At 57.8% G+C, this 16,918-nt stretch carries 15 protein-coding genes; all 15 read right to left on the minus strand.

The genetic code is table 11. From position 1 onward, the window contains the following. The 15 genes from ACE3NW_RS05410 to feoB all read right to left on the minus strand — a co-directional run bounded on the left by ACE3NW_RS05410 (position 1) and on the right by feoB (position 16,619). Positions 1 to 378 carry a response regulator gene (locus tag ACE3NW_RS05410; protein WP_374281172.1) on the minus strand — a complete coding sequence of 126 codons (378 nt, stop codon included), beginning with the start codon at positions 376 to 378 and terminating at the stop codon, positions 1 to 3. 54 nt (positions 379 to 432) lie between these two features. Beyond that, on the minus strand, positions 433 to 2,136 hold the full coding sequence (locus ACE3NW_RS05415; RefSeq protein ID WP_374281174.1) for an ATP-binding protein: 1,704 nt from the start codon (positions 2,134 to 2,136) through the stop codon (positions 433 to 435). Continuing rightward, a complete protein-coding gene (locus ACE3NW_RS05420) occupies positions 2,136 to 4,766 on the minus strand; it encodes a PEP/pyruvate-binding domain-containing protein (RefSeq protein WP_374281177.1) in 2,631 nt (876 codons plus the stop codon). The genes ACE3NW_RS05415 and ACE3NW_RS05420 overlap by 1 nt, the downstream gene beginning before the upstream one ends. A 195-nt stretch (positions 4,767 to 4,961) precedes the next feature. After that, positions 4,962 to 6,452 carry a FliI/YscN family ATPase gene (locus ACE3NW_RS05425; RefSeq protein ID WP_374281179.1) on the minus strand — a complete coding sequence of 497 codons (1,491 nt, stop codon included), beginning with the start codon at positions 6,450 to 6,452 and terminating at the stop codon, positions 4,962 to 4,964. A gap of 15 nt (positions 6,453 to 6,467) precedes the next feature. Continuing rightward, entirely contained in the window at positions 6,468 to 8,030 is a 1,563-nt protein-coding gene (locus ACE3NW_RS05430; RefSeq protein ID WP_374281181.1) for a FliH/SctL family protein, read from the minus strand. A gap of 37 nt (positions 8,031 to 8,067) precedes the next feature. Then, positions 8,068 to 9,063, minus strand: coding sequence for a flagellar motor switch protein FliG (gene fliG / locus ACE3NW_RS05435; protein WP_374281183.1), 996 nt, complete (start codon positions 9,061 to 9,063; stop codon positions 8,068 to 8,070). Between the two features lie 44 nt (positions 9,064 to 9,107). After that, the gene (locus ACE3NW_RS05440) at positions 9,108 to 9,314 is read right to left on the minus strand and encodes a flagellar M-ring protein FliF (protein WP_374281185.1); all 207 of its coding nucleotides are present in this window, start codon (positions 9,312 to 9,314) and stop codon (positions 9,108 to 9,110) included. Next, positions 9,292 to 10,932, minus strand: a complete 1,641-nt coding sequence (gene fliF, locus ACE3NW_RS05445) for a flagellar basal-body MS-ring/collar protein FliF (RefSeq protein ID WP_374281187.1) — start codon at positions 10,930 to 10,932, stop codon at positions 9,292 to 9,294. The genes ACE3NW_RS05440 and fliF overlap by 23 nt, the downstream gene beginning before the upstream one ends. Before the next feature lie 223 nt (positions 10,933 to 11,155). Further along, positions 11,156 to 11,602 (minus strand): flagellar hook-basal body complex protein FliE, encoded by a 447-nt coding sequence (gene fliE, locus ACE3NW_RS05450; RefSeq protein WP_374281189.1) that lies wholly within the window; start codon positions 11,600 to 11,602, stop codon positions 11,156 to 11,158. Positions 11,603 to 11,659: 57 nt separating this feature from the next. Further along, positions 11,660 to 12,097: a flagellar basal body rod protein FlgC gene (gene flgC / locus ACE3NW_RS05455; RefSeq protein ID WP_374281191.1), complete on the minus strand. Its 438-nt coding sequence runs from the start codon at positions 12,095 to 12,097 to the stop codon at positions 11,660 to 11,662. Positions 12,098 to 12,168: 71 nt separating this feature from the next. Further along, a complete protein-coding gene (gene flgB, locus ACE3NW_RS05460) occupies positions 12,169 to 12,582 on the minus strand; it encodes a flagellar basal body rod protein FlgB (RefSeq protein WP_374281193.1) in 414 nt (137 codons plus the stop codon). A gap of 206 nt (positions 12,583 to 12,788) precedes the next feature. Then, entirely contained in the window at positions 12,789 to 13,319 is a 531-nt protein-coding gene (locus ACE3NW_RS05465; RefSeq protein WP_374281195.1) for a 3'-5' exonuclease, read from the minus strand. A gap of 2 nt (positions 13,320 to 13,321) precedes the next feature. Then, on the minus strand, positions 13,322 to 13,744 hold the full coding sequence (locus ACE3NW_RS05470; RefSeq protein ID WP_374281198.1) for a hypothetical protein: 423 nt from the start codon (positions 13,742 to 13,744) through the stop codon (positions 13,322 to 13,324). 30 nt (positions 13,745 to 13,774) lie between these two features. Further along, positions 13,775 to 14,263 carry a thermonuclease family protein gene (locus ACE3NW_RS05475; RefSeq protein ID WP_374281200.1) on the minus strand — a complete coding sequence of 163 codons (489 nt, stop codon included), beginning with the start codon at positions 14,261 to 14,263 and terminating at the stop codon, positions 13,775 to 13,777. Between the two features lie 124 nt (positions 14,264 to 14,387). Beyond that, positions 14,388 to 16,619 (minus strand): ferrous iron transport protein B, encoded by a 2,232-nt coding sequence (feoB, locus tag ACE3NW_RS05480; protein ID WP_374281202.1) that lies wholly within the window; start codon positions 16,617 to 16,619, stop codon positions 14,388 to 14,390. Positions 16,620 to 16,918 lie beyond the last annotated feature (299 nt).

The raw sequence follows: 16,918 nt of genomic DNA on the forward strand, positions 1-16,918 counted from the left end.
TTACATAGCGGACCGAGCCGCTTCCTCCATCTTGATGATCAGCTCACTGATGGCCACGGGCTTGAGCATGTAGTCGTACGCGCCCAGGTCAAGCCCCTGAACCGCCACACCCATACAGGCATGCCCAGTCAGCAGGATCACGGGAATTTTGGGGGCTTTTTCCTTCATGTGGCGCAGGGTTTCAAGGCCGTCCATGCCGGGCATGCGCACGTCCATAACCACAATTTCAAATGTCTGCCCCGCCTGCATGGCCTGATCGAGCAGATTGAGGGCCGTTTGCCCGTCCGGCGCGGTAACAACGTCCATACCCCGCCGGGAAAGACGTTTGTGCATCAATTCCAAGAATTCCACTTCGTCGTCCACAAACAGTGCGCGCATGGAGGCCTCCTTTATATGGCAGCATGCCCCGTTGGGGCCGCCCAGTGGTTTTGCTTATGCTTCTGCGCTTTCTTCGGGCGCGAGCTGCGGCGGTTCCGCAGGCAAAAAGATATTGAATGTGGTTCCGTGGCCGGGCTCGCTCTGCACATCTATGCGGCCACCCAGCTTTTCAAGAATTGTGTAACAGATGGCCAGGCCAAGCCCCGTACCCTCGCCCACCTTTTTGGTGGTAAAGAAGGGGTCAAAAACCTGCCGCAGGGTTTCCTGATCCATGCCGGGCCCGGTATCGGCAAACGACACGCGCACGCCAGTTTTCCATGGCTGGGCGCTGACCGTAAGGGTTCCATCCTTGCCCATGGCGTCGATGGCATTGTCGATGACATTGATAAATATCTGCTCAAGCTGGGCCGGATCAGACAAAATAACCGGGATCTGCGCGTCATACTGCCGCACAATGGCAATGTTGCGGCTGCCCGCCTCAGACTTGAGCATTTCAAGAGCCTGATCGGCAAGCGAACTGATGAGAATTTCGGTGCGGCCAGGATTCATGCGCCGGCCAAAGCCCAGCATGCGCTGGGTAATGCCCTTGGCACGCTTGACGTGCTGCTCGATCTTTTCCGTACTTTCAAGAATTTCTTTGTAATTATTGATTTTTGCCGGGTCTTCATCGTCAAGCAGATCGCGTATCCAGCCAGCGTTTTCCTGAATAAGCATGAGGGGATTGTTGACCTCGTGGGCAACGCCCGCAGCCATCTTGCCTAGAGCCGCCATCTTGCTTGATTGCAGCATGCGTGCGTCGATGTGGGCCTGCTTCTGGTCCGAGGCTTCAAGCGAGGCCACCAGCCGCCGTGTACACAGCTCGGCTCCCATGCAGGTAAGCGCCCCGCCCAGCAGCGTAAAGAACAGAATGAGGGCCTTGAGTTGCCGCAGGGGTTTGAGGCTGTCGCGTACATCATCCATAACCACCAGTACCCAGGGCATGGAATCGAGCCGCATGAGGGCTATGACCATTTCTTCGCCGCTGGGAATGGCTTTGTGCATGGTCACCACATTGTTGCGGGTCAGATTTTCCTGCGGCAGATCGTACTGCCCCATGATGGAACCGTAATAGCGCGAACTGGTCTGTAATACTCCGCTGTTGCTTACAATAAAGGCATCACTGTGCGGGCCGGAGTATATGCGGCGCAACAGAGCGTCAATGGCATCCATATCAATGGTGGCCCGCATTATAAAGCTGCGCCCACCCTCATGCCGCAGCACGGCAATGATAAAATGCGGCACATGGCGATAGCCCATGAACACATCGCTGACATACACGCCCTTGCGCACCACCTCTGTGAACCAGGGGGCCTCGGAATAGTTGGCATCGCGCAGATCAAACGGCCCCACATACGAAATATGGCGGCCATCCATGCCAATGATGCCCAAATCCACAAACGAACGGCTGTTGCTTTGCAACACGCTGAAAATTTCGCTCAGGCGCGCAGGATTGCTGAGGTCAGAATAAGGATGGGTAAAGGCCAGGTTTTTGACCTGGGCAATACGCTCCACCATAAAGGTATCAAGGGCGCGGTGCTTGCTGCTGATGACCGCCTCAATACCCGCAGTGATTTTTTCATCATAGATCACGCTGAGCCTGTCGAGGCAAAACAGCCCAAGTGCGGCCAGAGGCGTAAGCGCCATCAGCAGCAGCGTGATCAGCAACCGGCGGTAAATGGCCCTGTAGCCTCTATGGGGTGCAGGCACTGAGGACGACATCAACGGGCCTCCTGGGATGGTGAATCAACGGCGGGGGTCAGGGGTTCGCCCCGAAACAGCGCCCGGCAGTGGGCCAGCATTTCCGCGCGGCGGGCTGTAACCTGGCCTGGGTCCTGCATGATCATGTCGAGCTGGCGGGTATGGATGGTCATGTACCCTGCCACAGCCAGCAGACGTTCGCCTTCTTCCTTGTCCAGATCCTTGAGCGTGGCGCTTACGGCATCGTTGCGCACCACGGGAGAAAAACCAAATTCCCACAGGATATCGGCCACAAAGCGCACACGCAAGATACGGCGTTCGATGTTGGCAGCGCCGCCGCGCAGCTGAAAATTCAGATAGTTTTCGCTGGTACGGTCTGAAAGGCGCGCCTCTACCGAAACAAAGTGAAAACCAAAACGCGAGTGCAGGCTGCAATAATCGCTGGAGATAAGAAAATAGTTTTTTTCAGAAAAATAGGCTGTCTGCGCCGCTGGATCAAGATTGGGGTTGGCGGTTGCCTCAAACAGCACAGAAAGAAAACCCTTGCCGTCCACCGGGGGCGGCCCCTGCCAGGGATGGGCATTCATGCCCTGCCACAAGGCCTGCATGGGCAGCGAGGCGATGTCTTCCACATCAATGACCGGCCCGTTGGGGGTGCGCACAAAACCATCGCTGAGGTTGACCACCCAAAACTGCTTGACCACCTTGTCGCGCAACTGTTTGATGCGCTGCGGTGCGTATTTTTTGTCCGAGCCCAGGCTGAACATGGCGCTCACGGCCTTTTCGTGGCAATAGCGCACAATATCGTGGTACGTTGCACAGTTGGCGGCCTTGAAATCGACGCTGTCCACCTCAAGCGTGAGCGGCAAGATGCGCCGCGAGGCGGTTTGCAGTATCTGGTACACGGGGCTGCCGGGCATGTAGTCCTTGCCCGGAAGCACCTTGGGCAGCAGCGAATCCTGCCGGTTTTCGTAAACCGTGCGCAGATCGGCGCACAGGGTTATGCGCTGACCGCTTTCCACAACTTCTGTGGACCATTTGAGGCCAAAAACAGCAGGCTTGCCAAATTCGCGCGCCAGCGATGCCAGCCGCGACCCCTGAAAACCGCGTTCTGCCACAATGCCTGCGGCCCGGTCGATAAGCGAACCCCAGATATAATTATCGTCTGGAACCACAAGAATGCCGCCAGTGGGAAAACGGCGCGCGTCTTCCCAGCGTCGGGCCACCCAGGCAGGGCCGGAAACCCGGCCAGGGTTGACCGTAAAGCCCCCCTCAAGCAGCAGATCCTTGTCCAGCGAGGGGCTGGGCATGGGCAGATCGGGGCTGGATTCTTCCGGCAGCGACATGGGCCGGGCCATAAGCATGAAAACCTGGCCTTCGGGATTGCATACCCAGGTGAGCACCTCGGGCCTGCCGGCAGCTTCTTCCACCGCAAGGGCCAGCTCTGCCGCGCGTATGGCTGTGGCATCGTCCAGCACAGGCCGCTTGGGTTTGTAAGGGCGGCGGTTTGTCACCGTATGCGGTGCCGCGCGCGAAACGCTGATGGCGTCCACCGGCATGGTGGAATACTCCACCTCTTGCGGCAGGCCCGCGCAGCCGTAAACATGCACGTTTTCGCTGTGCGGGCTCAAGGGGGCAGACGACTGGGCAATGCCGCCAAAGCAGCCAGCGTCCACCGCCATGCAGGTAAGGCAGACGCCAGCCCCTCCTTCCGTAAGCCCACGCGCGCGGCGGTACACCAGGGCTTGCGCACGCTGCTTGCTGGCAAGCGTGGCACGCACGGCGCGCAAAATATCTTCGTCTGGCGCGTTGAGGGGCACGGGCGGCCCCCACAGCACAACACCGCAGCCCTCGCCCTCGCCCTCAGCGGGTGGCCATACGCGCCCGCGCAACAATAGCTGCATGGGCTTGTTGCCGCTCATGTCCCGCAACCGCTGCACCTGTTCGAGTATCTCGTGGGCGAGGTCTTCCGGCAGAGGGGTTGCCTCTACCAAGGCCCCAAGTTTTTTTGAAAGCCGCGCAAGGTGGTTGGGCGCAAGGCCGCCAGCCGCCTGAATGCAGCGGTTGATCTCGCTTTGCAGGTCGCCGCTCTGAAAATAATGCTGACACCCCGCCGCCGTAACCACAAAACCCTGCGGCACAGCACCGGGAAAAAAGGGACGCAGCCTTTCAAGCCGGGCGGTTGCCGGGTCTACCAGCACGCGGCCCTCGCTGTGCAGATTGGCAAGGCAGCCCGCATCGTCCTGACACAGTGGAACAACCAGCGGCCCCAGCAGGCAGGCCTCCGGCTCGTACACTTCTTCGGCCACAAGCTTTTGCAGCTCGCCAAAACGGGCATACAGGGCCGCGCAGGGTGCGGGATCAAGCCGCTCAAGCTGCTTGATGCACTGAAAAACCTGGGTGGCCATGGAAGTGCAGAAGGCACGCACGCGGTAAAGACCAAAGGGATGGTCGCAGCAAAGCGTGTATTCGAGGTCGGTCATGGTTTCCTGAAAGGCGTTCCATGACGTAAGAAACAGACGGAATGAATGATGCCGCAGGGCAAAAAAACGCTGGGCCTCTTCCGCAGAACTGACAGAAGAAGCAGATACGGCTTCGTCACCGCGCCGGGCGGCTCGCGTTAAAAAGCCCAACAGGCGGCTCAGGGACATGGTGGCTCCACAAAATAGAGCATTTTCAATGTTAATCTGCTCTGGCGCTACAAGCCCGCACCAGCACGAAAACCGCGCTACGCCAACAGTTGCACATTGAACCTAGCACAGCACTACGCCACCTTCAAGCCGCATGTGACAGAATTCCCATTCTCGGGATAAATAAAAAAAGGAATAAATCAGGGCAAAAACAGACTACAGCTGTGCAACGCCGTTGGGTTGGGCAGGCACGGGCATACCCTGGGGGGCGTCGTTCATGTCGGCCAGATCACGCATCTGGGCCATGCACTGCTCCACAAACTGTGGTTCGCCCACATCTTGCCGCAAAAAGGCATTGATATCGGGCATTTTTGCAATGGCGGCGTCAATCTCGGGGTTGGAACCCCTGGCGTATGCGCCAATGTTGATCATGTCTTCTACACGGCGAAAGGTGCTCATGCAGCGGGTGACGACACGCCCGGCCAGCACATCCTGCCGTTCGCAGATGTCGGAGCGCAAACGGCTGATGGAACGCAGCACGTCAATGGCGGGGAAATGCCCCTGGTCGGCCAGATCGCGGGTCAGCACGATATGCCCGTCGAGGATGGAGCGCACGGCGTCGGCAATGGGTTCGTTAAAGTCGTCGCCGTCTACAAGCACTGTATAAATACCTGTAATGGTTCCCTTTGACGACCTGCCAGCGCGTTCAAGCAGCTTGGGCAACTGGGCGAATACCGAGGGCGTGTAGCCCTTGGTGGTGGGCGGTTCGCCAACTGCCAGCCCAACTTCGCGGGCGGCCATGGCAAAACGGGTTACCGAGTCCATCATCAGCAACACGTCCATGCCCTTGTCACGGAAGTATTCCGAAACCGCCGTGGCCGCGTAGGCAGCGCGCATGCGCACAAGCGGCGACTGGTCCGAGGTGGCGATAACAAGCACAGAGCGGGCCATGCCCTCGGGGCCAAGGTCGCGCTCCATAAATTCCACCACTTCGCGCCCACGTTCGCCGATCAGGGCGATCACGTTGACATCGGCGCGGGTATAGCGCGCCATCATGCCCATAAGTGTGGATTTGCCCACGCCCGAACCGGCCATGATACCCACGCGCTGGCCCTTGCCCAGGGTAAGCAGGCTGTTGACCGAGCGCACGCCCACATCGAGAATATCTGTGATGCGGGGCCGTTGCAGGGGGCTTGGCGGGTCGGCATAGATGGGCACAAGCTCTGGATGCCACAGCTTGCGGGCTTCATCCAGCCACTGGGGCACAAAGGGGCGCTGTTCTTCCTGCTGGCGGATAAAATCTTCCTTCGAGCTCTCCCCCGCTGGCAGGGGTGAAACATAGAGCTCGGCGCTGATGGGCGCGCCCGCATCGAGCGGCGTGCCAAAGGCGTCAAAAGCGCGACCCAGCAGATCTGGCCCCACGGGAAACACCGGGGGCAGGCTGGTATTGCGAATGCGGCTGCCGGGGCGGATGCCGCGCATGTCGCCGTAGGGCATGAACAGCAGGTTTCCCTCGCGAAAGCCCACCACCTCTGCGGCAATGCCCTCATCCCCTTCGTCTGGCAGCATATGGCACACGGCCCCAAGGGGAGCGCGCAGGCCGCTGCCCTCGGCCACAAGGCCCACCACCTTGTTGACCTTGCCAAAAAGCCGCACGGGAGTGCTGGTTTTGAGCAGTTTTATGCAGGAATCTGGATCAAGCTTCATGACTGGCTACTCCGGCTATCCGTTGCCGGAGCCGGGCAAAAAGCCCCCGCTCACAAATACGCTGGAATCGGGCTGTGCATCGTGGTCTTTTTCCTCTGCTGGCAGGGGAAAAAGCTCGTCTTCAAGCTCGGCGAGGCTGGGATTGGCAGTTTGGGCATCGTGAGGCTGCTGCTGTGCGGCAGGGGCCGTGTGCGGCTCGAAATCGGCAGCCGGGGCTGATTCAAAAGCCGGAGCAGCCGCAAAGACATCGTCCGGCTCGGAAGCGCTGACGTGGGGCGGCACTGTGCCGCCGTCACCAAACTGTTCGCCCTGCCCGTCCTGCGCGTCCAGCGCATCCAGAACATCGGGCTGGGCAGCGGGATCAGCCAGCTCATTCTGCGGCACGGCTTCAGCAGGCGGCAAGGTTTCATCTGGCGCAAACATTTCCTGGGATTGCTGGCCGGGGTCGGCAGCGGCATGGTGCTCATCCGGATTCATGCCCACGGCAATGGGTGCTTCCGTATCCTGGGCATCTGCCATACCGGCAGACACGTCCGGCTCCAAATCCGGCTCTGCATCCGGCACCAAATCCGGCTCCAAATCTGCTTCAGGCGGCAACGTGGCGGGCACTTCTGCCGCCGGGGCCTGCTCCTGCGGCATTATTTCGGCCAGATGCGCAAGCCCCTGCGCGGCCACAGCGCCCGACTCCTGCTCCGCCTGCCCGTCTTGCGGGCGCTGGGGCAGCGTAAGGTGCTCAAGAATGCCGTTGACCATTTCGCGGTAGTGGGCGCGCAGATTCTCCACAGAACCGCTGACGCTCTCTGCCACAAGGCCGCCGGATTCAATGGAAGCATCGCCGTTGACAATCCACTGGCTCAGTTCCGGCACACGCTCGCGCGCAGCGCGGAACAGATCGCTGACGGTTTCCTCGTCATCGGGGTGTACGCGCACGGTGACCGTGGCGCGGTCTTCAAGCAGTTGCAGCGAGCTGAAAACCAGGTGCTGCAAAATGCGCTGATGCTCGGCCTGCAAAATCCAGCCGGTTCCGGCCTCCACAGCCACGCGGGCCAGCTCGGCCAGCTCGTCGCGCCAGGCCTCGCCAAGCCCATGCCGCTGGGCCTCAAGGGCTTGCAGCATGTTGCCAAGCATCTGCCCCACATCGGCGCGGAATTCCTTAAGCTCTGCCCCGGCCTGGGCCATGCCCGCCTGAAAGCCGTCATTATGCGCATGATCGCGAATAATTTCGGCCTCTTCACGCAGGTCACGGGCCTTGCCGTGCTCGGCCTCTGCCTGCTCCAGCTCTTGCTGGGCCTGCGCCCGTAGCGCCTGCGCCTCACGCGTGAGCTGCTGGATGCGGGTTTGGGATTCTGCCGACGCTTCTTCCAGCACCTTTTGCCGCTCGGCATAGGCTGCGCCAAGAATTTCGCGCGCGCGTTCCTCGGCCCTGGCCCGCACCCTGGCGAGGTAATCCTCCTGGTGCTGCTGCTGCGCACGTTCGCGGAGCAAAGGCTCTTGCATGGCATCGAGCTGCTGCGGTGAAGCCTCGCGCTCGCCCATGAAGATGGTGCCCCATTTTTTGCGCAACTGGTCTGACGCCATGGCCGATTCCGATGGTTACAGTTTTTGCCCGGGGCCGTTAAACAAACACATCGCCAGCGCCACGGCTGATGACCAGTTTGTTTTCGCCCTCAAGCCGCCGCACGATCTTGACCACATTCTGCTGTGCCGATTCCACATCCGAAAGTTTGGCCGGGCCCATGAATTCCAGTTCTTCGCGAATCATGTTGCCCGCACGTTCAGACATGTTCTTGAAGAATTTTTCTCTCAGGTCGTCGCTGGCCCCGCGCAGGGCCAGGGTGAGATCTTCGTTGGAAATTTCCTTGAGCATTTCGCGCACGCCACGGTCGTCGATATTCTTGCAGTCTTCAAACACAAACATGAGGTTGCGGATATCTTCGGCCATCTGGGCAGAGTCTTCTTCGATTTCGGAGAGAACTTCTTCTTCCGTGGCGCGGTCCACCGCGTTGAGGATTTCTGCCACAGACTGCACGCCGCCCACTTTTTTGCCTTCCTTGCCGCCCATGGCGATAAGCTGGCTTGTGAGCACCTTGTCCACTTCCATAAGCATTTCTTCCGGCACGGCCTCAAGGCGCGCAAGGCGCATGAGCACCTCGGCACGCACGCCAGCGGGAAGATTTGTCAATAAATTGGCGGCCTGATCGGGGTGCAGATGACCGATGATGAGGGCCAGGGTTTGCGGATGTTCGTTGCGCAGAATCTGCGAAAGCAGCTTGGGGCTGACCGATTCCAGCTCGCGGAAGGGCGCTGGGCCGGTATCAAGACTCAGGGAATCCATCACGTACTTGGCGGTTTCGGGATCAAGATTCTTGACCAGCAGGCGTTTCAGCGTATCGCTGCCGCCCGTGATCATGTCCACACCTTCAACCAGCGATTCGTGGAACTCGCGCAGAACCTCTTCAACAACTTCGCGCGGCACTGGCTCCAATTCCACAATGGCTCTGGAGATGTCGGCTATTTCCTGCCGGTCCATGCGTTTGAACACGTCAGCCGTAAATTTGTCGCCCATGGCGAGCAGCAGCACGGCAGTACGCTGTTTGCCGGTCAACTCCATCTCCCTAACTCCTTCACCGCGACCGCACAGGCCAGCGGGGTTGCTTATTCCTTGTCTGCAAGCCAGCGCTTGATAAGCCGCACGGCCTGATCCATATGCTGCTCGGTAATATGAAAGAGCCGCATTTTCAATTCTTCAACACGCTGGTTGCTTTCTTTTTGCGCAAGGCGCAAGGCCTTGAGCTGCGAAAGAGTCGCGCTGCTTTCTGCCGGAACACGGCTTGCTTGATTAGGCTTTAGCTGTTTCATCATTTTTCATCCAGCCGCGCACAAGCATAACCACCTGTTCCATATGATTGTCGGACAGGTTGAAAATATGCGCTTTCAGTGCTTCAACATCCTTAAATGTCATATCTTCGTCATCTTCAGCCTCAATATCGTCGTCCGTCTTGGCGGCTTCTTCAAGTGCCTCGTACAGGGCCAGCTGCTCTTCGGCGGCGGGCAGCCCCTCAAGGCCTTCGATCATTTCGCCAGCTTCAACCTTGGGACGGATAAGGGCCAGAACAACGGGCCGCACCACAAGCATAAGGAACAGAAAGGCCAGCAGCGCGTTGAGCAGGGGCTTGCCCAGGCGTTCGGCATAGTCGGCCAGCATTTCGGCAACGTTGGGGTCCTTGGGCGGCTCAGAATCGGTAAAGGGCGCAGAACTCACCTCAAGGGCATCGCCACGGCCCTTGTCCAGACCCACGGCATTGGTGACGAGCTGACGCACGCGCTCAAGGTCATCTGCCTTGCGCGGCACAAAGGTCCATGCCCCGTTGGTCTTTTCATACGTCCCATCGATAAGGACTGCAACCGTCATACGCTTCAAATCGCCCACATTGGTTACGATTTGCTGCTCTTCCTTGTTGATTTCGTAGTTTGTGGTGCGTGTTTCGCGGCTGCCGTTCTGCGTAGAGGCCGATCCGGCGATGCCGTCGCCCCTGAAATTGGCGTCGGGCGAGCCGCCCTCGAGGCTTGAGCGCCCCTGCTGGGTTTCTTCACTGCGCTGCTCGCTGCGCACTGCGGTTTTTTCCGGGTCAAAAATTTCGCGGCGAATGGTGCGCTGGCTAAAGTCCATATCCACGTTGACCTTGGCAATAACGCGGCCAGGGCCAAACATGGGCTGCAACATTTCTTCTATGCGGCGCTCAAGGTTGCGCTGCACCTGCTGGCGGTGCTCCATCTGGGTGGTGCTGGCCCCGGCAAGACTGTCTGATTCCGGCTGATACAGCACCTTGCCGCCGTTGTCTGATATGGAAACGTGCGTTTTGTCGAGCCCTTCAACCGCCATAAGCATCATGTTGAGAATGGCGTTGATTTCCTTCTGGTCGGGCTTCATGTTTGGGCGCCTGAGCTTGAGCACCACAGAGGCCGAGGGCGACTGACGTTCTTCTACAAAAAGGCTGCGGTGCGGAATAACCAGGTGTACGCGCGCGCTTTCCACATTGGGAAACTCGCTGATAGTACGCGAGAGCTCGCCTTGCAGGGCGCGGGTATAGTTGATCTTTTGCACAAAGTCGGTTTGCCCGACCTTGACCTTGTCAAAAATTTCAAAACCTATGCCCTGCCCCACCAGGCCGCCTTCGCCCGCAATCTTGATGCGTTCGTCGTACACCACTTCCTTGGGCACAAGAATGGTCTTGCCGTTGTCGGTAAGCTGGTACATGACCTTGTCGGCCTGAAGCGACTTGATGACAACGCTGGCGTCTTCTGCGCTGAGGTTGGAATACAGCACCTTGAAATCGGGGCGCGAGGCCCAGATGGAAAGGCCAATGGCAGCAGAGCCGATAAGCACCAAACCGCCCATGAGCGCCACGCGCTGCACAACGCTCATTTTGGCCCAGACAGCCTTGATGGAATTGACAAGCTGTAAAAGAAAAGCCGGCATATGTTAGCTCCTGCGAAGACGTGGCGTAATTCCGGCGCGCTGGCCGGGCATATGCCAAGCAAAAGCAATTGCCATGCCATTTTTCAACATACTGTATTTACAACGATTATTTATATCCCATAAAAAGAATTCAAATTTGTGACACCCCAAAAACGCCAGCCCCCCTCCAGGCATGGCCTAAAGGGGAGCTGACGTTCAGGAGTAAACCGCGCGGGAAAAAATATCAGAACTGCATCTTGGAAATTTCTTTGTAGGCCTCAAGCACCTTGCCGCGCACTGCCGAGGTCAGCTTCATGGCCAGGCTGGATTTTTGCATGGTTATCATCAGCTCGTGTACGTTCTGCGAGCGGCCAGAGGCAAAATCATCGATGGCCAGGTTCTTGGCCGCATCCAGCTCGTTAACCTTGTTGAGCGAGCTTTTGATGGTGCCCGAAAAGCTGTTTTGCGGCGTTACCGGCGTGTGGGCCTGGGTGGGGTATTTGATAAAATCGGCTTGCGCGCCAAAGCCTTCGCCACGGTCAACGCTGTCGCGCAGCAGGCTTTGATCAAGGGTTTTGGCAAACTGGGTGGTGCTGCCAACAGAGTTTCCCTGCTGCAAGCTGCCCTGAACCTTGCTGAAATTCTGTACGGCCTCACTGTACGCCCGCATGCCCACTGCCTGAATGCTCATAACTGCCTCCCGCGCTCCTGAATAAATGCTTTAAAATGCCGCCACCGTGGGCAAAGCCTATCTGCCTATTTCCAGTGCCTTGACGAACATGCCCTTTACGGCGTCCACCGTGGTGACGTTGGCCTCGTAGTTGCGCTGGGCGGTCATGAGGTTGGCCATTTCCTCAACCACGTTGATATCGGGGTACATCACATAGCCTTCAGCATTGGCATCGGGGTTGCCGGGCTCGTACACGCGCTTGAATGGCCGGTTGTCCATTGTTACAGCAGATACACGCACGCCCTGCACTGCCCTGTCGAGAGCCGAACGCATGTGGATGGAAAATGGATCGTCCACATCTGTGGCCTGCTGCACCACGCTGCGGCGGCGGTATGGCCCGCCCTGAACCGTGCGCGTGGTTTTGGCGTTGGCCAGGTTCATCGAAATGGTGTTGATGCGGGTGCGGTCGGCTGCAAGGCCAGACGCGCTGATGTCAAATGCTGTCATGAAGTCCATGGCTTCCTCCTGCGCTGCCCGCTGCCCCGATTGCTATGCCGCGCATGACGCGGTGGGCGGCGGGCCAAAAATCAGGCCTGCTTGCCTTCCTGAATGATGGTGTTCAGCCCTTCAAAAGACTTGGTCATCACCTGGGTAAGCGCGGTGTACTGCAACTGGTTTTTGGCGTGTCTGGCCATTTCTTTATCAATATTAACACGGTCTTCACCGTGTACCACGCGGGGTTTCACTGCCATATCCCACTCTGGCCCAAAGGAATCAGGGCGAAATGCCGTGGGCATGTGCGCGCCTTCGGTGCGGGTCATTTCGCCTCTGGCATCAAGGCCCAGAGCTGATTGCAGCTCTTTTTCAAAAGTCAGCTCACGCGGCTTGTAGTTGGGCGTCTCCACGTTGGCGATGTTACCCGCGATAACGTTTTGCCGCTGTAACTGCATATCCATGACCTTGCCCACAAGGCCCACTTCCATATTGAACATGGATTTCATACTACCTACCCCCGTAAAGTACGGAAAACTGCTTGCCAGGGTGTTAGCAACAAGTGTTCCATTCTAAATATGTCATTAAATTTATTATAGTTATCAACAAAAAAAATCAGCAGCGAGCAGTGCCAGACAGTATTTTGACAAGCCATAAACAAAAAACCCGCCAGGAAAACCGGGCGGGTCAGGACAAACAGAATTTATAACGAGAGCTACAGGCGCATCTGGGCGTCGGTAACGCCAAGCGAACGCAACTGCAAATAGATGCGGGCGCAGGCCTCGGCATCGGAGCCCGCGTGGTGGTGGTTGAGATCTATGCCAAAGTACGCGCACACGCTGCTGAGTTTTTTGGAGGCAAGGGGCAGGCTGCGTCGCGACCCCTTGAGCGTACACAAAAATGGCGTGCGCGGTTCGCGCGCTCCTGTGGCCTGGCAGCTGGCTGCCAGCACACGCTTGTCAAACGAGGCATTGTGGGCCAGCAGATGTGTTGCCCCTTCAAAAAAGGCTTCCATCTGGGGCCACACCTCGGCAAAGGTTGGCGCGTCTTTAAGCATGGCCCAGGTGAGGCCGTGTATTTCTGTAAACATCACCCGCGACGAGGGCGGCCTGATAAGGCTGTAAAAAACATCGGTCACGCTACCCCGCTCAATACGAGCAAGGCCCACGGCGCAAGCGCTGTGGGCCGAATAGCCTGAAGTTTCAAAATCGATGGCTACACTGCGGCAAATATCTGAATAAACCACACTTACTCTTTTGCGGCTTTGCGGGCGGCCTCGGCCATACGCGCCTTGATATAGTCGCGCATGACGGCATCGTCGTCCTCAAGGTTAAAGCAGCGGGCGTCTTCGCCCATGAGGCCGCCGGGCACAAAATCGCCCTTGTCAGCCGGGTCGGACACCATGTCGTCGTAAAAGCACACAGAAAGCCAGCGGCTTGCGGGTTCATCGTCAACCACGTCGATCAGCACAAAAAGCACGCGCTGGGTCTGCACGCTGTGGCGGGCACGCAGTGAATAACTCACGCCGGGCCGGGCCTTGAACGTAAAGGACATATTGCTGTGCGCGGCCAAAAATTCCATGTATTCCGTAAATGATTTCTTGATATTCAGCGGGTCATCCTGCCAGGAATCAAGAAATTCGCGCAATTCTTCGGAACCTGTAACATCCATAAGTGCTCCTTTTGGGGTTACGGCGGCGTGTCAGCGGCCCCATTGCCAGGGGGGGGTGCTCATATTCAAGCTCCAAATACCGCGTCTGTCCACTACCGCCTGGTGTTCCTGAATAAGCCAACGCCGACAAAAAATGGCCCTGCACTTCTGCCTGTCTACCCATGCCAGGCCTTCCATCACCAGCTTGTAATTGACCGAATCGCCGCCCACCTGCACAAGGGCCGAAATGGGGCCAGCCTCAAGCTGCCCAACAGATTCCACGCCAACCTTTGAGCCCACGGGCATCATGCGCTGCAAATAGGCCATGGCTTCTCGTCCAAAGGGCTGGCTTTGGGTTGGGGCCTCAATGCCATAAAAAAGCAGCACATATTCTGGCTCTTTACTGCCATACTTGGTGCTGACCGTAACGGTATTGCCGTCCTCCACACTTACCACGTAGGCATCCCATACAGACTCTGCAAACGCAGAAACCGCCGAGAAAAGAACAAAAAAGATAAGTGCCGAAAAACGGATGAGCATACCAAATCTCCCGCAAAAGCCTACACTTTGCATAAACCAATAATGCCTGCGCCGCCCGACCTTTGTCAAGGCAGGCGGCACAGGCATAAAAAGGGGTAACTGTAATCAGCAAGCCGAATCGCTGCTAGCCCCAGACAACCCGCCCGATCTGGTAGGCTGCCGTGGCAACGGCATAGGCAAGGGCCGTATTGAACAGAATGCTGAAGGCCACCCAGCCCCAGCTGCCAGCCTCTTGCCGAATGACCACAAGGGCCACAAAGCAGGGAGAATACAGCAGAACAAAGAGCATAAGCGAGAGTGCGGTGGCCTTTGACCAGGCTTCGTCACCCTTGAGGCGCTCTGCCAGAGGGGCCGGGTCTTCGGCATCCTGCTCGCCCATGGCATAGGCAGTACCCATGGTGGCCACCACGGCCTCCTTGGCGGCCACACCGGCCAGCAGGGCTATATCTGTGCGCCAGTCAAAACCCATGGGACGGGTGGCGGGCTCCACGGCCTTGCCAAGACGCCCAGCCACAGAGTAGGCCAGCTGTTCTTCCTTAAGCTCGTTGCGCACATTGCCAAGTTCTTCTTCAATGGGGGCGCGGGCTTCGTCACCTTCGGCAAAGGCGGCCAGCTTTTCTTCGAGCTGAGAAATCTGGGTATCAAAGGGGGCAGACTTGTCTTCCGGCAGACCGGGAAAGGTCATGGCGGCCCAGATCAGCACCGATATGGCCACAAGCACCGTACCGGCCTTTTTAAGGTACATCCAGCCGCGTTCCCAGCAGTGCAGCAAGAGGCTCATGAGGGTAGGCATGCGGTAGGGGGGCAGCTCCATGACAAAGGGGGTGGATTCGCCCTTTACGATGGAGGACCGCAACAGCCGCGCCACCAGCAGGGCCATTACCCAGCCAACTACGGTAAGCAGGAACATGACCGTGGGGGCGTTGTCGGGAAAGAAAGCCCCGGCCAGCAGCAGAAATACGGGCAGCTTTGCGCCGCATGTCATGTAGGGCAGCGTGAGCAGGGTTGCCAGTTTTTCCTTGGGGCTGCGCAGGGTACGGGTGGCCATGACGCCGGGGATGGCGCAACCGCCCGCAATACCGCCAGCAATGATATAGGGCATGACCGAAGCGCCGTGCAGGCCAAAAAAGCGGAAGATACGGTCCATCATGTAGGCCACGCGGGCCATGTAGCCGCTGTCTTCCATAAAGGAGATAAGCACAAACATGATGAGAATCAGCGGCACAAAGCTGACCACGCCGCCAACGCCCGCAATGATGCCATCAACAATAAGCGATTGCGCGAGGCCTTCTGGCAACAGGCTTGTGCACACATCGCCAAGCAGTTTGAAGCCGTCTTCAACCAAGCCCTGCGGATACGCGCCAATCGTAAAGGTCACCTGAAACATCAGGTACAGCACGCCAATCATGATGATCGGCCCAAGCAGGGCATTGGTGAGCACCCGGTCGAGCTTGTCTGAAATGGCCAGACGGTCCTTGCCCGCATCCTGTGTGATAATGCCGTCGCGCAGCAGACTGCGGATAAAACCGTAACGGTAGTCTGTGATAATGGATTCAAGATTGGTGTTGAGCGTGCTGCGCACATGGTTCATGGCCTTTTTGCGCATGGCGTCCAGTTCTTCTGCCAGTTCGGCATTGGCGGCGCGCACTTCGCTCAAAATTTCGCTGTCGCCTTCAAGCATCTTGAGGGCCACCCAGTGGGGCATGTACTTGCTGGCAAGCAGACCTGCGTCTTCAATGCGTTTTTCCATGTCCAGCAGCACAGGGTCGATATCGCTGCCGTAAGAAATACGCAGGGCATTGCGCTTGCCCTCTCTGGCAAGCTGCACAGCCACCTTCATGGCCTCGTTGAGGCCCTCGCCAGTGCGGGCCACCATGGGCAGCACGGGAATACCCATCAGCGAGGTAAGGCGCTCCATATCAATATGGATGCCAGCGGCACGGGCTTCGTCCATCATGTTGCAGCACAGCACCACAGGTGCGCCCATTTCAAGCATCTGCACGGTAAGCAGCATGTTGCGCTCAAGTGCAGAGGCGTCCACAACATCAATAACGGCCTGCACATTGCCAGCCGCCAGTTCACGCCGGGCCACCAGCTCTTCCATGGAATAGGCGGTGAGCGAATACGTGCCGGGCAGATCAACCAGTGTCACCTGGGCATCGCCCACGGTGATGTTGCCTTCCTTGCGGTCTACCGTAACGCCGGGGTAGTTGCCCACGTGCTGGCGTGCTCCAGTATAGCCGTTAAACACCGTGGTCTTGCCACAGTTGGGATTGCCCGCAAGAGCTATCCGCAGTTTGCCGTCTGCATTAAAATTGGCATCATCGGTATTATTGAACTGCCGAACAGCGCTCATGCACGTACCTCCCCCAAGCTATGGACAGACTGACGCCGCATCTGCGACAAACCAGCCATTACCGTGAACAAAAATTCGCTCATATCAGCCTACCTAGAACATTTTGCAGCATGCCTGGCATGGCTGCGCCCAATCATCACAACACCCATAAGCTGGGCCGAGTGTGGCGCGCTGCTCAAAAAATTGAAATTCAATTCCAAAGTCCTGATTGATTTAGCCACCTGCCCTGCAAATGTCAAGCTATGGATAACAATTTTCCATAACTTTAAATATTTCCCTGCAATCCAATGTGTCCACAG

The organism is Desulfovibrio sp., from assembly GCF_041907885.1.
In the GTDB taxonomy this organism is placed as follows: domain Bacteria; phylum Desulfobacterota; class Desulfovibrionia; order Desulfovibrionales; family Desulfovibrionaceae; genus Desulfovibrio.

Excerpts from the sequence above, each read along its gene's own strand:
- ACE3NW_RS05425 (WP_374281179.1), bottom strand. The coding sequence starts at position 6,452 with ATGAAGCTTGATCCAGATTCCTGCATAAAACTGCTCAAAACCAGCACT.
- ACE3NW_RS05410 (WP_374281172.1), bottom strand. The coding sequence starts at position 378 with ATGCGCGCACTGTTTGTGGACGACGAAGTGGAATTCTTGGAATTGATG.
- ACE3NW_RS05430 (WP_374281181.1), bottom strand. The coding sequence starts at position 8,030 with ATGGCGTCAGACCAGTTGCGCAAAAAATGGGGCACCATCTTCATGGGC.
- ACE3NW_RS05420 (WP_374281177.1), bottom strand. The coding sequence starts at position 4,766 with ATGTCCCTGAGCCGCCTGTTGGGCTTTTTAACGCGAGCCGCCCGGCGC.
- flgB (WP_374281193.1), bottom strand. The coding sequence starts at position 12,582 with ATGAAATCCATGTTCAATATGGAAGTGGGCCTTGTGGGCAAGGTCATG.
- flgC (WP_374281191.1), bottom strand. The coding sequence starts at position 12,097 with ATGGACTTCATGACAGCATTTGACATCAGCGCGTCTGGCCTTGCAGCC.
- fliE (WP_374281189.1), bottom strand. The coding sequence starts at position 11,602 with ATGAGCATTCAGGCAGTGGGCATGCGGGCGTACAGTGAGGCCGTACAG.
- ACE3NW_RS05475 (WP_374281200.1), bottom strand. The coding sequence starts at position 14,263 with ATGCTCATCCGTTTTTCGGCACTTATCTTTTTTGTTCTTTTCTCGGCG.
- fliF (WP_374281187.1), bottom strand. The coding sequence starts at position 10,932 with ATGCCGGCTTTTCTTTTACAGCTTGTCAATTCCATCAAGGCTGTCTGG.
- feoB (WP_374281202.1), bottom strand. The coding sequence starts at position 16,619 with ATGAGCGCTGTTCGGCAGTTCAATAATACCGATGATGCCAATTTTAAT.
- fliG (WP_374281183.1), bottom strand. The coding sequence starts at position 9,063 with ATGGAGTTGACCGGCAAACAGCGTACTGCCGTGCTGCTGCTCGCCATG.
- ACE3NW_RS05470 (WP_374281198.1), bottom strand. The coding sequence starts at position 13,744 with ATGGATGTTACAGGTTCCGAAGAATTGCGCGAATTTCTTGATTCCTGG.
- ACE3NW_RS05415 (WP_374281174.1), bottom strand. The coding sequence starts at position 2,136 with ATGTCGTCCTCAGTGCCTGCACCCCATAGAGGCTACAGGGCCATTTAC.
- ACE3NW_RS05440 (WP_374281185.1), bottom strand. The coding sequence starts at position 9,314 with ATGATGAAACAGCTAAAGCCTAATCAAGCAAGCCGTGTTCCGGCAGAA.